This window comes from Leeuwenhoekiella sp. W20_SRS_FM14, assembly GCF_052119605.1.
In the GTDB taxonomy this organism is placed as follows: Bacteria; Bacteroidota; Bacteroidia; order Flavobacteriales; family Flavobacteriaceae; genus Leeuwenhoekiella.
On record NZ_JBGQOK010000006.1, the window covers coordinates 67,813 to 88,800 of the forward strand.

Annotated in this window: 18 protein-coding genes; 6 read left to right on the plus strand and 12 right to left on the minus strand. The window is 37.0% G+C overall.

Annotated elements, in window-relative coordinates:
* Positions 1–28: 28 nt before the first annotated feature.
* Entirely contained in the window at positions 29–931 is a 903-nt protein-coding gene (gene menA / locus ACEN25_RS11475) for a 1,4-dihydroxy-2-naphthoate octaprenyltransferase (protein ID WP_441803036.1), read from the minus strand.
* Positions 932–1,089: 158 nt separating this feature from the next.
* Here menA and ACEN25_RS11480 point away from each other — a divergent pair, with 158 nt between their 5' ends.
* The 4 genes from ACEN25_RS11480 to ACEN25_RS11495 all read left to right on the plus strand — a co-directional run bounded on the left by ACEN25_RS11480 (position 1,090) and on the right by ACEN25_RS11495 (position 5,347).
* A complete protein-coding gene (locus ACEN25_RS11480; RefSeq protein ID WP_441803037.1) occupies positions 1,090–2,760 on the plus strand; it encodes an alpha-amylase family glycosyl hydrolase in 1,671 nt (556 codons plus the stop codon).
* Between the two features lie 172 nt (positions 2,761–2,932).
* Positions 2,933–3,454, plus strand: coding sequence for a CIA30 family protein (locus ACEN25_RS11485; protein ID WP_441803038.1), 522 nt, complete (start codon positions 2,933–2,935; stop codon positions 3,452–3,454).
* Between the two features lie 91 nt (positions 3,455–3,545).
* Positions 3,546–4,226: a type 1 glutamine amidotransferase domain-containing protein gene (locus ACEN25_RS11490; protein ID WP_441803039.1), complete on the plus strand. Its 681-nt coding sequence runs from the start codon at positions 3,546–3,548 to the stop codon at positions 4,224–4,226.
* A 533-nt stretch (positions 4,227–4,759) separates the two neighbouring features.
* Positions 4,760–5,347 (plus strand): hypothetical protein, encoded by a 588-nt coding sequence (locus ACEN25_RS11495; RefSeq protein ID WP_441803040.1) that lies wholly within the window; start codon positions 4,760–4,762, stop codon positions 5,345–5,347.
* A gap of 77 nt (positions 5,348–5,424) precedes the next feature.
* Here ACEN25_RS11495 and ACEN25_RS11500 read toward each other — a convergent pair whose 3' ends face one another.
* Together ACEN25_RS11500 and mnmA are read right to left on the minus strand one after the other, a co-directional pair.
* Positions 5,425–6,363: an NAD(P)H-dependent flavin oxidoreductase gene (locus tag ACEN25_RS11500; protein WP_441803041.1), complete on the minus strand. Its 939-nt coding sequence runs from the start codon at positions 6,361–6,363 to the stop codon at positions 5,425–5,427.
* Between the two features lie 10 nt (positions 6,364–6,373).
* A complete protein-coding gene (mnmA, locus tag ACEN25_RS11505; RefSeq protein WP_441803042.1) occupies positions 6,374–7,579 on the minus strand; it encodes a tRNA 2-thiouridine(34) synthase MnmA in 1,206 nt (401 codons plus the stop codon).
* Positions 7,580–7,767: 188 nt separating this feature from the next.
* On the opposite strand from mnmA, the gene ACEN25_RS11510 reads away from it, so the two are divergent.
* Entirely contained in the window at positions 7,768–8,781 is a 1,014-nt protein-coding gene (locus tag ACEN25_RS11510; RefSeq protein ID WP_441803043.1) for a fasciclin domain-containing protein, read from the plus strand.
* 76 nt (positions 8,782–8,857) lie between these two features.
* Here the strand turns inward: ACEN25_RS11510 and yidC are convergent, their stop codons facing one another.
* The 5 genes from yidC to ACEN25_RS11535 all read right to left on the minus strand — a co-directional run bounded on the left by yidC (position 8,858) and on the right by ACEN25_RS11535 (position 14,699).
* Positions 8,858–10,723 (minus strand): membrane protein insertase YidC, encoded by a 1,866-nt coding sequence (gene yidC, locus ACEN25_RS11515; RefSeq protein WP_441803044.1) that lies wholly within the window; start codon positions 10,721–10,723, stop codon positions 8,858–8,860.
* Positions 10,724–10,828: 105 nt separating this feature from the next.
* Entirely contained in the window at positions 10,829–12,469 is a 1,641-nt protein-coding gene (locus tag ACEN25_RS11520; protein WP_441803045.1) for a CTP synthase, read from the minus strand.
* A 100-nt stretch (positions 12,470–12,569) separates the two neighbouring features.
* The gene (locus ACEN25_RS11525) at positions 12,570–12,818 is read right to left on the minus strand and encodes a DUF3820 family protein (protein ID WP_035899985.1); all 249 of its coding nucleotides are present in this window, start codon (positions 12,816–12,818) and stop codon (positions 12,570–12,572) included.
* 1 nt (position 12,819) lies between these two features.
* Entirely contained in the window at positions 12,820–13,386 is a 567-nt protein-coding gene (locus ACEN25_RS11530) for a pentapeptide repeat-containing protein (RefSeq protein WP_441803046.1), read from the minus strand.
* An 11-nt stretch (positions 13,387–13,397) separates the two neighbouring features.
* Positions 13,398–14,699 (minus strand): MATE family efflux transporter, encoded by a 1,302-nt coding sequence (locus tag ACEN25_RS11535; RefSeq protein WP_441803239.1) that lies wholly within the window; start codon positions 14,697–14,699, stop codon positions 13,398–13,400.
* Between the two features lie 206 nt (positions 14,700–14,905).
* Between ACEN25_RS11535 and ACEN25_RS11540 the strand changes: the two genes are divergently transcribed.
* A complete protein-coding gene (locus ACEN25_RS11540) occupies positions 14,906–15,463 on the plus strand; it encodes a hypothetical protein (RefSeq protein ID WP_441803047.1) in 558 nt (185 codons plus the stop codon).
* Positions 15,464–15,560: 97 nt separating this feature from the next.
* On the opposite strand, the gene ACEN25_RS11545 is transcribed toward ACEN25_RS11540, so the two are convergent.
* From ACEN25_RS11545 to ACEN25_RS11560, 4 genes are all read right to left on the minus strand, one after another.
* Positions 15,561–17,096, minus strand: a complete 1,536-nt coding sequence (locus ACEN25_RS11545; RefSeq protein WP_441803048.1) for a GH3 family domain-containing protein — start codon at positions 17,094–17,096, stop codon at positions 15,561–15,563.
* Between the two features lie 344 nt (positions 17,097–17,440).
* Positions 17,441–18,832: a M20/M25/M40 family metallo-hydrolase gene (locus ACEN25_RS11550; protein WP_441803049.1), complete on the minus strand. Its 1,392-nt coding sequence runs from the start codon at positions 18,830–18,832 to the stop codon at positions 17,441–17,443.
* A gap of 116 nt (positions 18,833–18,948) precedes the next feature.
* Complete coding sequence (locus tag ACEN25_RS11555) at positions 18,949–19,818, minus strand: PPK2 family polyphosphate kinase (protein WP_441803050.1); 870 nt, start codon at positions 19,816–19,818, stop codon at positions 18,949–18,951.
* A 6-nt stretch (positions 19,819–19,824) separates the two neighbouring features.
* Positions 19,825–20,988 carry a sigma-54-dependent transcriptional regulator gene (locus ACEN25_RS11560; RefSeq protein ID WP_441803051.1) on the minus strand — a complete coding sequence of 388 codons (1,164 nt, stop codon included), beginning with the start codon at positions 20,986–20,988 and terminating at the stop codon, positions 19,825–19,827.

Below are 20,988 nucleotides of genomic sequence, written 5' to 3' on the forward strand. Positions count from 1 at the left end.
CACTAGCTACTTACCTTATAAGGTTCTGTTAAAATAAAAATCCCAGTGTAAAAAGTATCGAAAAGAAAAATGTCGCCAGGGCTACTTTTTTAAGTTGAGGATCTAAAAGCGCCGGGCTGTGATTTTCTTTAACGACCTTAATATGTTTTGCTAACGGAATAAAAACCACAAATGCTATAGCAGAATATTTAAACGTATTTGTAAGCTGAAAGAAAATTAATGTTGCTAAAAAAGCACCACCAATTAAACTGTAATGATAAATTTTTGCCTTTTTCTCACCTAATATAACCGCAAGCGTATTCTTCTTTACACGGGAGTCTGAGAGGCGATCACGCATATTATTAAGATTAAGCACGGCCATACTTAGAAAGCCAATTGTTAAAGCAGGTAAAAAAACCACCCTGCGCAGTTCTAACGTGTACATATAATAAGTACCTACGACTGCAACCAAACCAAAAAATATAAAGACAAAAAAATCGCCTAATCCTCTGTAGCCATAAGCCCCACGCCCTACTGTATATTTAACAGCAGCAAGTATCGCAGACAGACCTAATAGAAAAAAGATTAAAGATTGTACAAACTTATCTGACCCAAAGGCTGTATAAATAAGTGCTAGACTTAATAAACTGGTTAATACCGCTGTAAATACAATACCACTTTTGAGTTGGTTAGCAGTTAATAAACCACTTTGCATAGCACGAGCAGGACCTATACGCTCATGATTATCTGTGCCTTTTACACCATCACCATAATCATTAGCAAAATTTGAAAGAATTTGAAAACCCAGAGTTGCCAGTAAAGCCAGAACAAAAATGCTCCATCTAAAAGCCCCTGTATTATAAGCCAGTGCGCTACCTACAAGTATCCCTGAAACAGATAAGGGCAGCGTACGCAACCTTGCAGCAGAAATCCAAGCTTTAACTCGTGTCATAGATTTTATAATTTAATCGCAAAAGTAGACTTATCTAACGGTATTTAAAAATAGCTATACAAGTTGTAGAAATCAGGTTATACTTCTAAAATCAATATCGAAAGCGTTATAGTTAGCGCTTTAATGCCTATTTTTCGGTTTTAAAAATAGATTGAAAAATGAAACACACACTACTCTACTTCTTTTTAGGTTGTTCTCTTCTAAGTTGTAAATCAAAAACAGAAAATACACCAGCAAGTCCTGAAAATATAGAAACGGAAGCTAAAAAACCTTTTGCCTGGGAAGCTGCCAATGTTTACTTTCTACTTACAGATCGTTTCAATAATGGCAACACAAATAACGATATCAATTTTGGACGCGATGAAGAAACGGCTGTTTTACGTGGATTTAAAGGAGGTGATATTGCAGGTATTACCCAAAAGATTGAAGATGGCTATTTTACAAACTTAGGTATTAATGCCATTTGGTTTACTCCGGTTGTAGAGCAAGTGCACGGTGTTGTTGATGAAGGTACAGGCGTAACTTACGGGTATCATGGGTATTGGACAAAAGACTGGACTGCTCTTGATCCTAACTTTGGTACTTATGAAGAATTGCGAAAACTCGTAACAACTGCGCATCAAAATGGAATACGCATCGTGATGGATGTTGTACTTAACCACACAGGACCAGTTACTGATTCTGATGTTTTTTGGGGCGAAGATTGGGCACGACAACAACCCCAGTGTACTTATGACAGCTATGACGCTACAACGCTATGTACACTGGTAGCAAACCTACCCGATATAAAAACCGAAAGCGACAAAGAGGTTGAATTACCTGCTTTTTTAATAGAAAAATGGAAAAAAGAAGGGCGTTACGATACAGAATTAGAAGAATTAAACTCGTTTTTTGCAACCAGTGAGCTTGCTAAAACTCCGCGGAATTACATCATAAAATGGCTTACAGACTATATACGTGATTTAGGCATAGACGCTTTTAGGGTTGATACCGTAAAACATGTTGATGAGGCTGCGTGGTCTGTTATGAGAACACAGGCAGACCTGGCATTTGCCAGCTGGAAAAATACAAATCCTGATTTAGTTTTAGACGATAGTGCATTTTTTATGTTAGGAGAAGTCTATAATTATAACATAGGTAGTGGTAGAGATTATGATTTTGGGGATCAAAAAGTAGATTATTTTGCACACGGTTTTGACAACCTTATCAATTTTCAATTTAAGTATGATGCGATGGGAGATTATGAGCAGATGTTCTCCAGCTATGACTCTATACTAAACACTGCTTTAAAGAGTAAAAGTGTACTGAATTATGCGACGTCGCACGACGATGGTCAACCTTTTGATAAAGAACGAAGTAAAGCTTACGAAACCGGAACTAAATTATTACTTACACCCGGTTTATCACAGATTTATTACGGTGATGAGATCGCCCGCAATTTAACGATTCCCGGTGCAGACGGTGATGCTACATTACGTGGAATGATGCCGTGGTCACAACTAGATTCAACCGAAACCAAAGCCATTCTTAATCACTGGCAAAAGCTGGGAACCTTTAGAAGGGATCATCTTTCTGTAGGTGCCGGGCGCCATAAAATGCTTCAGGAAAAGCCGTACGTGTTTTCAAGAACCTACTCTAAAAATGAAATCACTGATGCAGTTGTTGTAGGCTTAGATTTACCAGAAGTTGAAAAAGAAATTCCGGTTACTCCTATTTTTAAAGATGGTGAGACTATAACAGATAGATACTCCGGTAATACTGCTACTGTTAAAAATGGCAAAATATTCTTAAACACCGCATTTACAATTGTATTACTTGAAAAAATTTAAAATGTCTATAGTATTGACTTTAGGCTATCACCTTTATTGAGCGATTTACTTTAAATATTTATTCAAATCTGATCTGAATACGGTGGCTAAAACACGATTTAGATCAGATTTTTTTATGAATTAAGACCTAACTCCTATGAAATGGTTCTTCATTTTACTAATAATTCAACTTATGAACACCACGCTATTCAATTTTAAAAAAGATGCAGACCTTAGTACATGGCAAGTAGTTGACGATGTTGTAATGGGAGGTAGATCGTCGGGTACATTTAAACTCAATGAGGATGGCTATGGAGAATTTTCAGGGCATATATCTTTAGAAAATAATGGTGGCTTTTCATCCCTGCAATTCCCGTTTTCTACTATTTCTGTAAATCCTAAACAGGTTATTGAACTTTACTTAAAAGGTGATGGTAAAGATTATCAGTTTAGAGTAAAAGACAAAATCTCAAATTCACACTCTTATGTATATCCCTTTAAAACAACCGGAGAGTGGGAAATTATACGTATTCAACTAAGTCAAATGACTCCACAATTTAGAGGTCGCAAATTACAGATGAATGCGTTTGATCAAAATCAGATAGAGCAACTTACTTTTTTAATAAAAAATAAAAAACAAGAAGATTTTAAACTTGAGCTCGATAAAATTGTCTTAGTACATTACTATCAACTTTTATTTAACACACCCTCTTAGCATAGATCAATTTTTTTAAAGAGTTGTGCCAGTACCTTTGTCTCAAATAATTATAAATAAGCGGCACACGCTGCAATTAATATATAAGATTATGAAAAAGGTATTATTTGTACTTACAAGCCACGATAAATTAGGAGATACGGGAGAGAAAACAGGATTTTGGATTGAAGAATTTGCTGCTCCTTATTATACGCTTCACGATAAGGGTATTGAAATTACAATTGCTTCTCCTAAAGGTGGTCAACCACCTATAGATCCTAAAAGTTCTGCTGAGGATGCACAAACAGAAGCGACTAAACGTTTTAACGCAGATGAAGCTTTACAAGCTAAATTGGCGACAACAACAAAATTGTCTGAAGTTGATCAGGATGGTTTTGATGCGATTTTCTACCCGGGTGGACACGGTCCATTATGGGATTTAGCAGAAGATAAAGATTCTATTGCTTTAATTGAATCATTTTATGCTAACAATAAACCTGTAAGTGCTGTATGTCACGCTCCAGCTGTATTTAAACATACTAAAGGTGCAGACGGGAATTCTTTAGTAAAAGGTAAAAAAGTTACCGGATTTACTAATACCGAAGAAGAAGCTGTGCAACTTACAGATGTAGTACCATTTTTAGTAGAAGATATGCTTAAAGAAAACGGTGGTATTTATTCAAAAGGTGATGACTGGGGAGTTTATACTCAAGAAGACGGTTTATTAATTACAGGGCAAAACCCTGCTTCTTCAGAAAAAGTTGCTGAAATTTTACTAGAGCGTTTAGCATAGTAATTTAAAATAAGTTTTCGCCTTAATAAATTACAACTCTCCCTAAAGTTGTGAAAATTAAAAGCTAAAACGTAATCAACGGATTGAATTAAGTTTCAATCCGTTTTTTTTATAGAAGATTATTACAAACTGTATGAACAGTATAGTACAGGATAGCTATCTGTAGTGTAATTACTATTATTAAATAAGCTTATAATTAAATATCAAACGATCAATTGAGATTGAATATCTAATTACAAGTTTGTTTAAAATAATTGATTTAGCCATCAATAGAAAAGATGCCTTAAAAGGCATCTTTTCTATTTTTAAGCAAGATTAATTCACGTTGAAGAAAACTTTAACGCATTCAAAAATTATCAAGACTTAAAAATATATATTGTTAATTTTCAGAAGTTTATATTATTAATTTATCTAAATTTTTTGATTTTACTATTAACACTGCTTAACATTTACAGTTGGTTTTTTAATAAATCATAGGCAAACTAGCGCTCAAAATACTGCTAGTTTAGCTTAACAATTAAAAATCAAATAAGATGAAACGATTATTTTTATATACAACAACGGCAATTTTAGGACTTTCTTTAGCAGCCTGTAATACTGATATTAAAAAGAATGATGTAGCTGCAAATGCGCAGTCTAAAGTTGAATTAGAAAAACCAGTTCCTCCGGCTGTAGTTATTCCTGAAGGATACGAACTTTACAAAAGCGGTACTTTAAACAAAGAATGGAAACTTTCTATGATTTACCCTGAGAAAGCTTCAGTAGATGTCGTAGGTAACCAGGTAATGGTTAAATATTCTGGTGAAGACAATTCTTTTTACGGTGGTTTGACAGATGGTTTTAATATGACTATAAGCGTCGTTAACAACGATGACGCTCAAAAACATGTACAAAAGACCACTCCTGAACTTATAGGCAATTATGAGATGTTCAAATACAAAGCTCCTAATAGTTTAGGGATGCAAGTAGATCATTATCTTGTCAAAATTAATACCGAAGACGAAGCCAACAACACCTATGTAGATGTGGCATTAGCTGTAAAAGGAAAAGATAGCAAAGAATACAACACCATGATTCTTGATATTCTTGAAACTATGCAGTGGGAAAAAGCTGCTGTATAGATTTAATATCTAATTAAACAAAGCGAAAAATCCGCTCTTTATGTAAGAGCGGATTTTTTATGAAAACTCATTTTAATCTATAACAATGCCAACTCCATTTTAGCACGATTGAAATCGGTTATGAGTTCTTCTATGATTTCAGCGGCAGGTTTTATGCTATGTATTAGCCCTGCAATTTGACCTATCTCTAACTCGCCTTCTTCCAGATCTCCTTCAAACATACCTTTCTTAGCGCGTGCTCTCCCTAAAAGCTCAACAAGTTGTTCTTTAGATGGGGCTGTGGCATATAGAGCTTTTACATCATCGTAAAATTTATTTTTAAGTAAGCGTACAGGTGCAAGCTCTTTTAAAGTCAACGCTGTATCTCCTTCCTTTGCTGCTATAACCTTATTTTTAAAGTTAACGTGACTACTTGCTTCAGGTGTAGCAACAAACCTGCTTCCTATTTGTACAGCATCTGCTCCTAGAACCATAGCTGCGAGCATTCCTCTTCCTGTAGCAATACCACCTGCGGCAATTAAAGGTACTGTCAATTGTTCTTTTACCATAGGTATAAGGGTAAATGTAGTAGTCTCTTCGCGACCATTATGACCACCGGCTTCAAATCCTTCAGCAACTACCGCATCTACTCCTGCTTCTTCGGCTTTTAGTGCAAACTTTACGCTACTCACTACGTGCACCACAGTGATCCCATTTTCTTTTAAGAGAGAAGTCCACGTTTTAGGATTACCTGCACTTGTAAATACAATTTTGACTTCTTCTTCAATAATGATTTGCATCAGTTTATCTATATCAGGATACAGAAGAGGCACATTAACGGCAAATGGTTGTGAAGTCGCTTTTTTACACTTTATAAGATGTTCTTTTAAAATTTCAGGATACATAGAACCTGCACCTATAATCCCTAATCCTCCTGCATTACTTACAGCACTGGCAAGTTTCCAGCCACTGGCCCAGATCATCCCGGCTTGAATTATGGGATATTGTATACCGAAAAGTGATGTGATTCTATTCAAACTAAGATATTTATGAAATTACTCCAGACCCTAAACATTCGTTACCATCATACCAGGCTACAAATTGCCCCTCACTTATTGCCGCCTGTGGTTCATCAAACGATACGTAAAGACCAACTTCTGTTTTGTGTAGCCAAGCTTTAACCAAAGGCTGGCGGTATCGTATACGCGCTTCTACCTCGCGTGTTTCTCCTATTTGTAACTCAAGATCTTCACGTATGTAATGAATTTCACTTTCCTGAACATAAAGAGCAGAACGCAATAAGCCGGGATGATCTTTACCCTGGCCGGTATAAATAACGTTTTCCTCAACATCAGTATCAATAACAAACAAAGGTTCAGGAGTTCCGCCAACGGCGAGACCTTTGCGTTGCCCTTTTGTAAAATAATGAGCTCCCTGATGCTTACCTACAATTCTACCGTCGTTTACTGTATATTTTGGTTTTTGCGCTAATACAGCTACATCGGTTATAGCAACAGCAACGCTACTTCTATTTTCTGATTGTAATATGTCTATTTTTTCCTGTGCCTTTTCTGCAGTGATTTCTACAATAACACCCTCTTTTGGCTTTAACTGTTGTTGTAAAAAGTCTGGCAAACGCACTTTACCTATGAAGCAAAGTCCTTGAGAATCTTTTTTATCTGCAGTCACCAGGTTTTCGGCCTTAGCAATTTTACGCACCTCACTTTTTTGTAAATGACCTATAGGAAACAAGGTTTTGGCAAGTTGATCCTGTGATAACTGACATAGAAAATAAGATTGATCTTTGTTGTCATCTGCTCCTGCCAGCAATTGATATACTGGTTTACCATCAACCTCAACTTCACCTTTCTGACAATAATGACCGGTCGCGACAAAATCTGCACCTAGCTCCAGTGCAATTTTCATAAAAACATCAAATTTAATTTCGCGATTACACAGTACGTCAGGGTTGGGCGTGCGTCCCATCTCGTATTCCCTAAACATATAATCAACGATTCGATCTTTATATTCTACACTTAAATCTACAGTCTGAAAGGGAATTCCCAATTTCTCTGCTACAAGCATCGCATCATTACTATCATCAAGCCAGGGGCAGTCATCTGATATTGTAACAGAGTCGTCGTGCCAATTCTTCATAAACAGGCCAATAACATTATACCCGGCCTCCTTCAATAAATAGGCTGAAACACTGCTATCTACTCCTCCACTAAGACCTACAACAACGGTTTTCATATTCTTCTATTTGTGTTCTTTTGAGTCGCTAAACCCAATGCAAAATTACGAAACATTAAAGGATACAGAACGGTATTTCAAATTTCAGAAAATAGTTAAAACTATTTTTGTTTAATATTTTTAACTTTTAGTTAAACATTTTTTAAAGAAGCTACTCCTAAATTTGAGGACTAATTAAAATTCATACTATGAAATCATTTAACAGAATTCTCCAAGTACTTACTATAATGGTACTTACAACAAGTTTAATTTCGTGTAACGACGACGATGACAATGGGCTAATGCCTCCAGAAACGAATACGATTGCGGATATTGTTTCTAACAGTGATGATTTTGACATCCTACTTGCAGCAGCAGTAAAAGCTGATCTTGTAGGTACATTATCTACTACAACAAACACAGATTTAACTGTATTTGCTCCTACAGATGCAGCATTTATTTCCTATTTAGGTGCGGCAGACGAAACTGCTGCAATTAGTACTGTAAATTCACTATCAAGTGATGTGGTTGCTAATTTATTACTCAATCACGTATTGGGAACTTCGGTCACTGCTTCTGAAATTACATCGGGTTATGTAAAAGCTTTATCTACAAATGCAGATGGTGACAACCTCGATTTATTTGTAGGTGTAGCTAATGGAACTGTTACTATTAATGGAACTTCAGATGTAACTACACCAGACGTAGCAGCAGATAACGGAGTGATACACGTTGTTGATGCTGTTATACCTGAAGCTACAATTGCTACTTTTGCAAGTGCAGATCCTAACTTCTCCACATTATTAGCGGCAGTTGTGCAGGAAGATTTAGCTGCAACATTATCTGGAGCCGGAACTTTTACGGTGTTTGCTCCTACTAATGATGCCTTTCAGGCATTAATTGATGCAGACCCAAATGATGGCATTACAAGCGCGGCAGATATCCTGGCTCTAGGGGATTCTGATGCTACCACAACAAGTACATTAGACAACATTTTAAGACACCATGTACTAGGTGCTACAGTACGTGCTGAAGATTTAAGTACTACTGCTCCTACACCTGCCACTCCATTATTTGCTGGTGGTGGTTTAAGTATAGATGCAACTGTAACACCGCCTTCTATTACAGATGGTTCTGGTGCTACATATGACATCGTGGTTACTAATGTTACCGGTACAAACGGTGTAGTTCATGCAATAACCGGTGTTCTAATGCCTGAATAATTTAGCTGAAATTAAATGCAATAAAAAACCCTTCAAGTTTTACTTGAAGGGTTTTTACTTTTATGCGGTTTTGCTATTATTTCTTTTTCTGTTGTGCTTCAGCCTGCTCCATCATTTCAGAAAATTTCTTAGTGAAACGATTTTGTTTTTTCGGCTTTGCCTTTGCTGTAGCGATTTTTGCGTGAATCTTGTTTTCATCTAAGATGAAATTTTTGATTACCAGCATAATTCCTATGGTAATTAAGTTTGAAATAAAGTAGTACAAACTTAATCCACTCGCGTAGTTATTGAAGAAAAACAACATCATTAATGGCGACAAGTACATCAGGAATTTCATATTAGGCATTCCCGGTTGCTGCGCTTGTTGCATACTTTGACCAGTTGTCATGGTCATATAAATAAAGATAGCAATAGAGGCAAGAATTGGAAATAAACTTACGTGATCACCATAAAACGGAATTGAAAACGGAAGATCTGCAATTTTATCATAGCTCGATAAATCGTCTGCCCATAAGAAGCTTTCGTGTCTTAATGCAAATGCTGAAGGGAAAAACGTAAACAACGCATAGAATACAGGAATTTGCAACAATCCAGGAATACAACCACTCAATGGGCTGGCACCTGCCTTGCTATAAATCTTCATCGTTTCCTGTTGCTTTTTCATAGCATTATCAGCATACTTCTCATTGATCTCATTGATCTCAGGGCGTAAAACTTTCATCTTAGCCTGTGAGAGGTATTGCTTGTACTGTACAGGAGACAACAGTAATTTAATAGAAATCGTTAATAATATAATGGCTATTCCTGCAGGGAAGTAAGCGATTAAGAAATTAAAAAATGGAATAATTAAGTACTTGTTGATTACACCAAAAATACCCCAACCCAATGGCATTGCCTCATCTATATCGCGGTCGTAATTATTTAAAACCTCATAATCTGTAGGACCGTAATAAAAATCCATTGCATAATTAAGCTCCCCATTTACAGGAGTTAATAGCATTTCTGCCGCATATTTCTTTGTATAAATAGTATCTACTTCCTCGTCTTCAACAAGATCTTGAGATTTAAAGGTAACCTGCTCAAACGGTTGGTCTGTTAATAAGATAGAACTAAAGAAATGTTGTCTAAAGTTTAACCAGTCTACATCTGTCTCAATAGCGTCATCTTCTCCTGACTGACTTAATTTATCGTGATCACCTTCTTCATATTCGTACGTTAAACGTGTGTAACGATTCTCATAACTAATACTTTTAGCATGACGATATCCTTTAAGTTCCCAGTCTAAATTTATTGGCTGCGAAGTATTGATCACACTTTGAAGACCTACCGTTTTTATACCGAAACCCATCATATAATCATCTGGCTTCAACGTGTAGCGGTATTCTAGATATTCATTTGCAGCAACTTTCAGTTTCATAGAAAGAACCTGATTTTCTCCTTCCTTACTTAGCGAAGGCTCAAAATACATATTCTCGCTATTTAAAGTTCTGTTATCTGTAGTAGCGAAGTTTAAGTTAAACCTACTGTTTCCGTCTTTAATTAAATAAACAGGTAGCGAATCGTAGCTTTTAAATTGCTTTAGTCGTGCTTCAGTTATAAAACCACCTTTATTACTTATTTTGAGTGCTAAAACCTCATTCTCAAATTCGGTAATATTATCTGTAGCAGACGGCAAACTTGCAGAGTATGCAAAGTTCCCCAGCGTTGCCTTATAGCGCTCCATAGATAAAGAATCATTTTGAGGAGCTCCTTGTGCTACATCTGTATTTTGAGTAGCAGCAGGAGTTACGGCTTTTTTCTCTGCATCAATTTGTTCTTGTTTGGCTTTTTCTGCTGCCAGCTCTTCTGGTGAAGGCTGGTTTTGCCAAAGCATAAATAGTAAAATAGCTCCTATTAAAAGGAACCCTATCATTGACTGTTTGTCAAACTTCTTTTCTTCCATAATTGTGCGGCAACGTGCCGTATTACTAATTTTTAATCAACTTGCGTAGAAATAGTGTATTGGTAAAATCTACAAACGGCTTTAAGGCAATAACAAACCCATAGATTAGTTATGTGACACATTGTCTGTACTTTTTGACTGACTGTATTTTACAGCGGCCTGTACATAAGCTACAAATAAAGGATGTGGGTTTGCTACTGTACTTTTATATTCGGGATGATATTGTACTCCTACAAACCAGGGATGGTCTTCAATTTCTACAATTTCTACAAGACCGGTTTTAGGATTAGTACCTGTAACTTTCAAGCCTGCTTTTTCTAACTGATCTCTGTATTCATCATTAAACTCATAACGGTGACGGTGACGCTCTGTAATTAGATTTTTACCGTAAACACCAGACACTATACTATCTTTTACAAGCTCACAATCCCAGGCTCCCAATCGCATGGTACCGCCCATATGTTTAAGATCTTTTTGATCTTCCATCAAGCTAATTACAGGCATCGTTGTATTTGGCTGCATCTCTATAGAATTTGCATCTTTAAGACCCGCAACATTACGCGAGAATTCAATCACTGCCATTTGCATACCTAAACAGATTCCCAAAAACGGAATTTTATGTTCGCGGGCATATTGTACCGCTTTAATTTTTCCCTCTATACCGCGCTCGCCAAAACCAGGCGCAACTAACAAGCCATCTAGTTTTGAAATCTTAGTATCTATTACATCCTGAGAAATAAATTCTGAATGTATAGGCTCAACCTTTACACGCACTTCATTCTCTGCTCCTGCGTGAATAAACGCTTCTAAAATAGACTTATAAGAATCCTGAAGCTCTACGTATTTACCTATAAGCCCAATTCTAACTTCGGCTTTTGGATTTTTATGTCTGCGTAAAAACTCATTCCAACGTGTCAACACCGGCTCATTATCTGCAGAAAGATTCAATTTTGAAAGTGTAATGGTATCTAAGCCTTCTTCAAGCATCATATTAGGCACATCATAAATGGTAGATGCATCTATAGATTGAATTACCGCTTCTTTGCGCACATTACAAAATAATGCGAGTTTTTCACGTAAATCATCGCTTAATTCGTGTTCCGTTCTACACACCAGAATATCTGCTTTGATACCGCTTTCCATTAATGTTTTAACAGAATGCTGCGTAGGTTTTGTTTTCAATTCTCCTGCTGCAGAAAGATATGGAACGAGGGTTAGATGTATTACTAAAGCATTCTCATCGCCCAACTCCCATTTTAACTGGCGCACCGCTTCAATGTAAGGCAATGACTCAATATCACCTACGGTACCACCTATTTCAGTAAGAACAATATCATAATCACCGGTATTACCCAGAGTCTTAATACGCTCTTTTATTTCATTTGTAATATGAGGAACAACCTGTACAGTTTTACCAAGAAATTCTCCACGACGTTCTTTCTCAATAACACTTTGATAAATACGCCCGGTAGTAACGTTGTTAGCCTGTGACGTATTTACGTTAAGAAAACGCTCGTAATGCCCAAGGTCAAGGTCTGTTTCTGCACCGTCATCGGTTACGTAACATTCCCCGTGTTCATAAGGGTTTAACGTACCCGGATCAACATTTATATATGGATCTAATTTTTGAATTGTAACGCGGTAACCACGTGCCTGAAGCAACTTTGCTAAGGAAGCCGCTATAATACCTTTACCTAATGAAGAAGAAACCCCGCCCGTGACGAAGATGTACTTAGTATCTGCCATCTATATCTTGATTATTTTATGCTCACTTTAACACTATGAGCACATCTACGGGATGCAAAGGTAGGTATTTAATGGCGAACCTTTTTAACCGATTTGGCTATTATTTTTTTGGCTTCGCTTTTGGCTTAGGTGCAGGATATTGACGTTTAATTTTATAGATGAGCTCTTCTAGTCCGTTCACTTTTATCTCATACATCTGCTCCATCATCATCCCTAATTTACCTTCAGGAAAACCTTTTTGCCGAAACCAGGTGAAGTAAGGTTCAGGAAGCTCTACCAAATAGCGATCCTGATATTTTCCGAAAGGCATTTTATAATGCGCAAGTTCTATAAGTTTTTCAGGATCCAAATTATACGATTTTTATTTTATAAGAATTGAGTAAACCAGGCAAGCCTTCTTTACTAAATATAGCACCGGTTACTTTATTGTGCTCAGGGGTTAGTGTATAATTTAATGCCGAAGAAAAATCTGTTTTTTGCAGGTTTGTCTGTTCAAATGTGCTACCTGAAAGATCACATTCGGTTAAGGAAATACCAGAAAGATTAGCTTCAGTAAAATCTACCTCTTTTAACTGACACTTTATAAACTGCGAACTTGTCAAATCAACTTTATAAAAGTTACTAAAATTCAACAAACAACTGTCACACGTAATCTGAAATAAAAAGGAAGCACAAGCTTCAAATCCCATCCCCAGCATTTTACAGGAAATAAACTCGCAATCCTGAAATGCAGCTTTGTGTAAGTTCGCACCGCTTAGATCGCAGTTTTCAAAAGTACAATTCGTAAAACTGAGGTTTGATAATTTAGCTTTCGCGAAAAAACAACTTTTAAAAACGCAATCTTCAAAATCTGCAACAATACAGTTTTCAACAAAATTGTGTCCTTCAAAAGTTTTATCGGTTAGCAATTCATTCATCAACTTAGTCCTTATTTTAGTTTTGCGGAAGCATTCCGTATTAATTTTCGGCTTAAATAATTAAACCGAATATACAACAGGATCGCTGAAGCACTTAATCCTGCGAGTAGGCCGTACCAAATACCCTGACTTCCCATCATATCTGCTTTCCCAAAATACCAGGCCACCGGAAATCCTATTAACCAGTAGGCTACAAAACAAATTGCTGTTGGAATATTTACATCTTGCAAACCGCGCAAAGCTCCTAAAATCACTACCTGCAAACCATCACTTAACTGAAACAAGGCTGCAACTATAAGCAATTGGGATGCAAGAATAATCACTTCAAGATTATCTATATAAAATTCAGGAAGTATATTTTTTAGTAAAATAAAGCCAATAGCAAATACCGCTTCAATAAGAAAAACCTGTAGAAATAAAGAAATGGCAATACGTCTCATATTAACGTAATCACCTTTTCCTTTTTGATTCCCCACGCGTATCGTTGCAGTTACACCCAAGCCTACAGCAATCATAAAAGTCATCGCCGCAAGATTTAGCGCTATTTGGTTTGCGGCCTGTGCATTTGTACCTAAAATACCAGATAGAAAAATACACGAGGTAAATAAAGACACTTCAAAAAGCATCTGCATTGCAGTAGGAAAACCCAGATCAAACAACTTTTTAAATATGGGTAATTTAAAAGCCTTACGCCTGGTCCAGATAAAATACGGCTTAAATTTCTTTTTCTTACTTAAAATATAATACAGCATCCACAGCATAAAAAAGCGTGAAATCAGCGTGCCGTATGCAGCACCTACAAGCTCTAGTCGAGGAAAAATCCAGAAACCGTAAATAAGTATAAAATTAAAAAACACGTTAACCACATTTGCCACGATAGTCGCATACATAGCATAGCGTGTGTTTGAGAGCCCATCTGCAAATTGCTTAAATGCCTGAAAAACCATTAAGGGTATTAGTGAGAACGCAACAATCTCCATATACGGGATTGCGAGTTTTACAACCTCAACCGGCTGATCTAAATAATACAGAATGGGTTTTGCAAAGAGCAGCAAAACAAACAAGAGGATTCCATTAAGTGCACACATTACAATGCCGTGGTGAAAATAATTTCTTCCCAGCTCTGTATTACCCGTACCATCTGTCTCTGCAATTAAGGGTGTTATCGCAAAAGAAAAACCTATACCTAAAGAAAGAGCTATAAAAATAAGACTGTTACCTAAAGAAACCGCAGCCAACTGAGCTGCACCTAGCCTACCTACCATTATATTATCTGCTAAAGCAACCAGAATATGACCCAGTTGCCCCAGCATTACGGGGTAAGCAATCTTTAAATTTTGACGAAATTCTTTTGTATAATTAGCTAACAAAACAGCGGTTTTTAAAAGAATGCAAAAGTAAGCTTAAAGATTAATATAGCCGTGTACTCTAATCACCTGCTTTTTGAGCTATACAGGTACATTAATTTACAGAAGCCTTAACAGCCCTTAGTGGGAGGTATCATTAACTTTGTTAAACTATGCAAAATGAATCTGATTATCACAATAAAGAAATCCCTAAAAGTATTGAGGATGAAGTCAAAATTGCACTTAATTTTTATCCGCAATTGACTAAAACCGCAATCGCTTTTAAATTTAAGGATGATATTAAAAAGTCTACAATGCAGGCACAGCCTGTTTTTAAATCCCTTTTAAGACCAAGTAAAAGAAGAGATTATGTAATTTTTATTAGTAAAAAAGTAAAAATTGAACAGGAGTCTTTTAAGATTACAGACATTCCTTCTGAAGTTTTAATTGGTTGGATAGGACACGAACTAGGTCATATTATGGATTATAGAGAGCGCAGCAGTTTGGGCTTGATTTGGTTCGGCATTAAATATTTGTACTTTCCTAAGTTTATTAAAAAAGCAGAACGTGCAGCAGACACCTTTGCCGTAGCGCACGGTATGGGAGAATACATTTTAAAAACCAAAGATTTTATTTTGAATCACGCGCATATTTCTAAAGCGTATAAGGCACGAATTAAACGACTCTATCTTTCTCCCGAAGAGATAATGCAACTTATCAATAATGATTAATTGTGGTGTTCAACGTATAACATCAAATGTTTACTAAAATAAAAAAAGTCCTATTACTCTTGCAGAATAGGAATTTTTCTCATTTAATCTTTATATTCTAAACTTGAGCGTGCTCCTTCACAAAAGCTTCCCATTCGGCGAACTTCTCTTCGTTCATTACCTTTTCCATTTTAACCTGACCGCCTTTTTTCTTATTGGCACCACTCCATTCATAAAAAACTTCGGGCTTAACGGTTTTTACAAAAACACCTTTTAAGGCTTTACTTCTGGCCACACCATAATTTTTATTTGCCTCTTGTAAACTTGCGTCTAGCTTTTCTGCAAGTTCCTCATTAGAAACTGTAGTTTCGGTGCCTAAATACCAATAGTGATAAAACTCGTCATCTTCAGGATTACGTTTTGCAGCAATCGTAAATTCTGGGATCTTAATATCAAAAGCTTCCTCTAACTCCTGTACTGCAGCTTCCATTTTATTAACAGAAAGCTGTGATCCCACGGTATTTAAGAAAAACTTGGTACGGCCGGTAATTTTGATTTCGGCTCTTGCTTTATCAGTAAACGCAATGGTATCGCCTATAAGATAGCGCCAGGCACCAGAAACTGTAGATATGATTAAGATATAATCTTTTTCTTCTTCTACATCTGCCAGACCTACAACAGGAGCGTCCTGCACGATTGATCCGTCTTCGTTAATATAATCAGGATTCATTGGCACAAACTCAAAGTAGATACCATTATTGGTGACCAGTTTCATGGCATCAGTCTCTGGTCTGGCTTGAAATGCAATAAATCCTTCCGAAGCTAAATAGGTTTCGATAACCGTAATTGGCTTTCCTAATAGCGCATTAAAGCTTTTTTCATAAGGCTGAAAAGCTACACCTCCAGAAGTATATACCTGAAGATTTGGCCAGATTTCGTGAATATTATTGAGTTTGTGATGCTCAATAACTTTTTCCAACATTAATTCAATCCAGCTAGGGATACCACTTAAGGCCCCTATATCCCACTCTTCCGCCGTTTCTGCGATATGTTGCACGCGTTCATCCCAATCTTCAATCTTCGCAATATCTTCACCCGGCTTATAATAACCTTTAAACCAAAATGGAATTCGGCTTGCGCTAATACCACTTATTTCGCCTTCTTCGTGACCATCTTTTTTAGCCAGATCAGTAGAGCTACCCAGCATCATAATATCTTTCTCAAAAAAATCTGCTTCTAAATCAAAATGCGCCAAAGCTCCTACTTGCTTAATACCCGCGTTGCGTATTGCTTCTATCATTTCATCTGTTACCGGAATACGCTTACTACTTTTCCCGGTTGTACCGCTACTTAGTGCAAAATAATCTGGAGTACCGGGCCAGGTCACATCTACTTCGCCTTCGTGTAATTTAGACCACCATTCTTCATTTAGGCTGTTATAGTCAAAAAAAGGTATTTGCTCAGAAAAGCTTAAAATCGGATTTTCTGACTCTAAAATAGCTTCAAAACCGTAAAACTGCCCAAATTGTGTATTCTTGGCTTTTTCTAACAATTCTTTCAAAACTACTTCCTGCTCCTCAATAGGATTTGATTCTGGAATTATCTTATCTGAAATGTCGATTATACCTTTAATAAGTGCGCCTAAAATTGCCATGGTTAGTTTGTTTTGGATGTACTCAAAATTAAGAGACCTCGTAAAAACGAGGTCTCTAGTTATAAGAAGTTTAACAGGAATATTTTGCTATAAAATGTGTTGGGCGTGACCCTTTGGGTCGGGCTATACGCTTCAAGTCCGCGGCTCGCTATCGCTTACCTGTGGGCTTTTTGCTGCTATCCCTCACGCAGACTAAATTCTCTCATTTATATAGAATAAATATATCAATCACGTATATCTATTATCCCCTTCTGCGTTCTAGCAAGATTAACATCATAAGTACTTACAATATGACTTACCATAGGGTTGTAAAAGATTTTTCAGAATAAAAAAACTACGCCTATTTATTTTTGAACAGGAATCACCCCATAGGTGTCAAACAAATAAACCAGACTGGTCATTGTAGCCGCTCCTAACTCTAATTCTCGTTTATTAACTGCATCAAAAGTATCATTACTTGCGTGGTGATAATCAAAATAGCGTTGTGAATCTGGTCGTAAACCGGCTAAAACGATACCTTCCGTTTTCAATGGGCCTATATCTGCACCGCTGCCACCTAATTCAAAATAATGAATTAAATACGGCTTAAATAATGGAATCCAACTTTCTACCTGAGCAAAATTTGCAGCATCTGCATCAAAAGAAAAACCTCTGGGCGTAAACCCACCAGAATCACTTTCTAGTGCAAAGACATGGTTTTCGCCCTTTTTCTTAGCCACTGCGGCATATTCATTTCCGCCTCGAAGACCATTTTCTTCGTTCATAAAAAGAACTACACGAATGCTGTGTTTTGGGGTGTAGTTAGCAGCTTTCATTAAACGTAAAACTTCCATACTTTGAACCACGCCGGCACCATCATCGTGACTGCCATCTCCAAGATCCCAGGAATCTAAATGCCCACCTATAACCATAAATTCATTAGGCTTCTCACTACCGGTAAGCTCTCCTATAACATTAAAAGAAGGCACATCTTCAAAGTTTTTTGAGTTCATTTTTAAATAAAACTGAGTCTTATCATTCTTCTTAAGCATTTTACTTAAAAGCGCTGCACCATTAGTACTTATAGCTGCTGCAGGTATTCTTTTATCATTAGGCAAATCGCCGTAAGACATTGCACCCGTATGCGGAAAATCGTCCATTCTTAAATTCATAGAGCGCACAATCACGCCCACTGCACCATATTTTGCAGCTTCCTGTGCGCCAGAATATCGCTGATCTACACAACCGCCATAAGCAGAAAACGTTTGTATTAAATCTGCCTGCATAGGGCGATTATAAAAAACTATTTTGCCTTTAAGTTTTGCCTCCCCGTAATTTGCTAAATCTTCTAATCCCTGCACTTCTATTACTTCTGCTGTAATCCCACTATCTGGTGTAGCAACAGAACCTCCTAATGCACAAACAGGGACTTCAATTTTACCATCAGATCCTTCGATGTGCGCTTTTTCTGGTGCTCCGCGTTCCCATTTAGGAACCATCACCGGCTGTAACCAAACCTTATCAAGACCTAATTTATCGAGTTCTGCCTTTGCCCATTCTACAGCTTTTTCTGCTCCTTTACTTCCGCTTAATCGTGGTCCTACCTCATTAGACAATGCATCTAACCACTCATAACTGTTACCACTTAATAATGCTAAATCGTAGAAATCACGTAATTGAGTAGAATCTTTTGTCGCTTGCGCGGAAACAGAAAGACTACCTACAAACAGAGTTGCCAAAAGGAAAATTCTTTTCAAAATAAAATGTGTTTGAGTTGAGTTTTAAAAATAAGACACTCTTGTGTCATAATCTCTTTTAAATAAAAAAATCGCTTCAAAAGAAGCGATTTAACTATCATTTAAAATCTTAAAATCTAATCTTCAGACTCCAGTTGTTTTCTATACTCATCTATATTAGATGCTGTTTTAGCATCTAATTCTGGTTCTTTAATATCTTTGTATTGAGAAAGTTTTTCTAAAATTATTTTTGCTAAAATTAAACGGGCAGTTGGTTTATCATCTGCAGGAACCACATACCAGGGAGCGTGAAATTTTGAAGTTTTATTAATAGCATCTTCATAATACTCTTGATAGGTATCCCACAATTTGCGCTCTTTTAAATCTCCTGCGGAAAATTTCCAGTTTTTATTAGGTTTGTCAAGACGGCGTAATAATCTACTCTTTTGCTCTTCTTTAGAAAGGTGTAAGAAGAACTTAAAAATAATCGTTCCGTTTTCTGCGATGTGTTGTTCAAAATTATTGATCTGCTCAAAACGTTTTTCCCAGAATGCCTCATCGATATCTGAAACTTCGTGTATACCCGGAAGCTTTTCACTTAGAATATATTCAGGATGCACACGCGTTACCAGAACATTCTCATAATGCGTTCTATTAAAAATACCAAATTTACCACGTGCAGGTAAAGCGATATAATGTCTCCATAAATAATCGTGATTGAGTTCTAACTCTGTGGGTACTTTAAAACTGTGCACCACAAGGCCCCGTGCATTAAAATTTTTAAATACCTCCCGTATGAGGCTGTCTTTACCGGCAGTATCCATCCCCTGAATACAAATAAGAACTGCATATTTACCGTGTGCATACATTGCATTTTGTATTTCGGCAATCGCTTTGCTCACTTCGTCAAGATCATCTTCGAGTTCGCTTTTTTTGCCAAAGTCTTCGTAAGTCTTTCTATCCTTGAGTTTTACAGGTGCTGTAACTTGATAATCTGCTGCTTTCATAATTAGTTATTTGCTGGCAAAAAGTTTTACATCATCTTCAGAAACCTCGCTACCGCCCAGAATAATTAGACGCTCAACTACATTACGCAGCTCTCGTATATTCCCGGTCCAGTCGTATTCCTGTAATTTTTCTATCGCTTTAGGCGTGAATACCTTTAAAGCTGTGCCTTGCTCGGCTGCTACTTTATTTGTAAAGTGATTTATTAATAATGGTATATCATCACGGCGCTGATTAAGTGCAGGAACGGGAATCAAAATCACAGCAAGTCTGTGGTATAAATCTTCTCTAAATCTACCCTCTGCGATCTCTTGCTGCAGGTTTTTATTAGTCGCCGCAAGTACGCGTACATTAACCTTTATATCTTTATCACTACCTACCCGAGACACTTTACTTTCTTGTAAAGCCCGCAAAACTTTTGCCTGAGCAGAAAGACTCATATCTCCTATCTCATCAAGAAAAATAGTTCCCCCATTAGCTGCCTCAAACTTTCCAGCCCGGTCTTTATTCGCCGATGTAAAAGCTCCTTTTACATGACCAAAAAGTTCGCTTTCTATTAATTCTGCAGGTATTGCAGCACAGTTAACCTCGATCATCGGGCCTTTTGCGCGTTCACTCTTTTCGTGTAGCCAGTGTGCCACAAGCTCTTTACCTGTACCATTAGGGCCGGTAATAAGAACGCGTGCTTCAGTAGGTGCTACTTTTTCAATAATCTCTTTTATCTTTGAAATCGCGTCACTCTCACCTATCATCTCATACTGCTTGCTTACTTTTTTCTTAAGCATAGTATTTTCGACAACGAGATTTTTTCGGTCTAAAGCATTGCGAACTGTATTGAGTAACCTGTTTAAATCTGGTGGTTTTGAAATGTAATCAAAAGCTCCCAGACGCATTGTGTTAACTGCAGTATCTAAATCGCCGTGACCCGAAATCATAATTATAGGTATTTCTGGCTTGATTTTTTTTGTTGCCTCGAGAACTTCAACGCCGTCCATCTTCGGCATTTTTATATCACACAAGATTAGGTCATAGTCGCTATCCTTTATTTTTTCCATTCCGGCAAGACCATCTTCGGATTCTTCAACCTGATAGTCTTTACTTTCTTCAGATAAAATTTTATTAAGAACTCTGCGTATTGCAGCCTCGTCTTCAATAATTAAAATCTTTGCCAT

Bases quoted from the DNA above. Each gene is read 5' to 3' on its own strand.
- menA (WP_441803036.1), bottom strand. From the start codon at position 931: ATGACACGAGTTAAAGCTTGGATTTCTGCTGCAAGGTTGCGTACGCTG.
- ACEN25_RS11480 (WP_441803037.1), top strand. From the start codon at position 1,090: ATGAAACACACACTACTCTACTTCTTTTTAGGTTGTTCTCTTCTAAGT.
- ACEN25_RS11485 (WP_441803038.1), top strand. From the start codon at position 2,933: ATGAACACCACGCTATTCAATTTTAAAAAAGATGCAGACCTTAGTACA.
- ACEN25_RS11490 (WP_441803039.1), top strand. From the start codon at position 3,546: ATGAAAAAGGTATTATTTGTACTTACAAGCCACGATAAATTAGGAGAT.
- ACEN25_RS11495 (WP_441803040.1), top strand. From the start codon at position 4,760: ATGAAACGATTATTTTTATATACAACAACGGCAATTTTAGGACTTTCT.
- mnmA (WP_441803042.1), bottom strand. From the start codon at position 7,579: ATGAAAACCGTTGTTGTAGGTCTTAGTGGAGGAGTAGATAGCAGTGTT.
- ACEN25_RS11510 (WP_441803043.1), top strand. From the start codon at position 7,768: ATGAAATCATTTAACAGAATTCTCCAAGTACTTACTATAATGGTACTT.
- yidC (WP_441803044.1), bottom strand. From the start codon at position 10,723: ATGGAAGAAAAGAAGTTTGACAAACAGTCAATGATAGGGTTCCTTTTA.
- ACEN25_RS11520 (WP_441803045.1), bottom strand. From the start codon at position 12,469: ATGGCAGATACTAAGTACATCTTCGTCACGGGCGGGGTTTCTTCTTCA.
- ACEN25_RS11530 (WP_441803046.1), bottom strand. From the start codon at position 13,386: ATGAATGAATTGCTAACCGATAAAACTTTTGAAGGACACAATTTTGTT.
- ACEN25_RS11535 (WP_441803239.1), bottom strand. From the start codon at position 14,699: ATGCTGGGGCAACTGGGTCATATTCTGGTTGCTTTAGCAGATAATATA.
- ACEN25_RS11540 (WP_441803047.1), top strand. From the start codon at position 14,906: ATGCAAAATGAATCTGATTATCACAATAAAGAAATCCCTAAAAGTATT.
- ACEN25_RS11545 (WP_441803048.1), bottom strand. From the start codon at position 17,096: ATGGCAATTTTAGGCGCACTTATTAAAGGTATAATCGACATTTCAGAT.
- ACEN25_RS11555 (WP_441803050.1), bottom strand. From the start codon at position 19,818: ATGAAAGCAGCAGATTATCAAGTTACAGCACCTGTAAAACTCAAGGAT.
- ACEN25_RS11560 (WP_441803051.1), bottom strand. From the start codon at position 20,988: ATGGCAAAGATTTTAATTATTGAAGACGAGGCTGCAATACGCAGAGTT.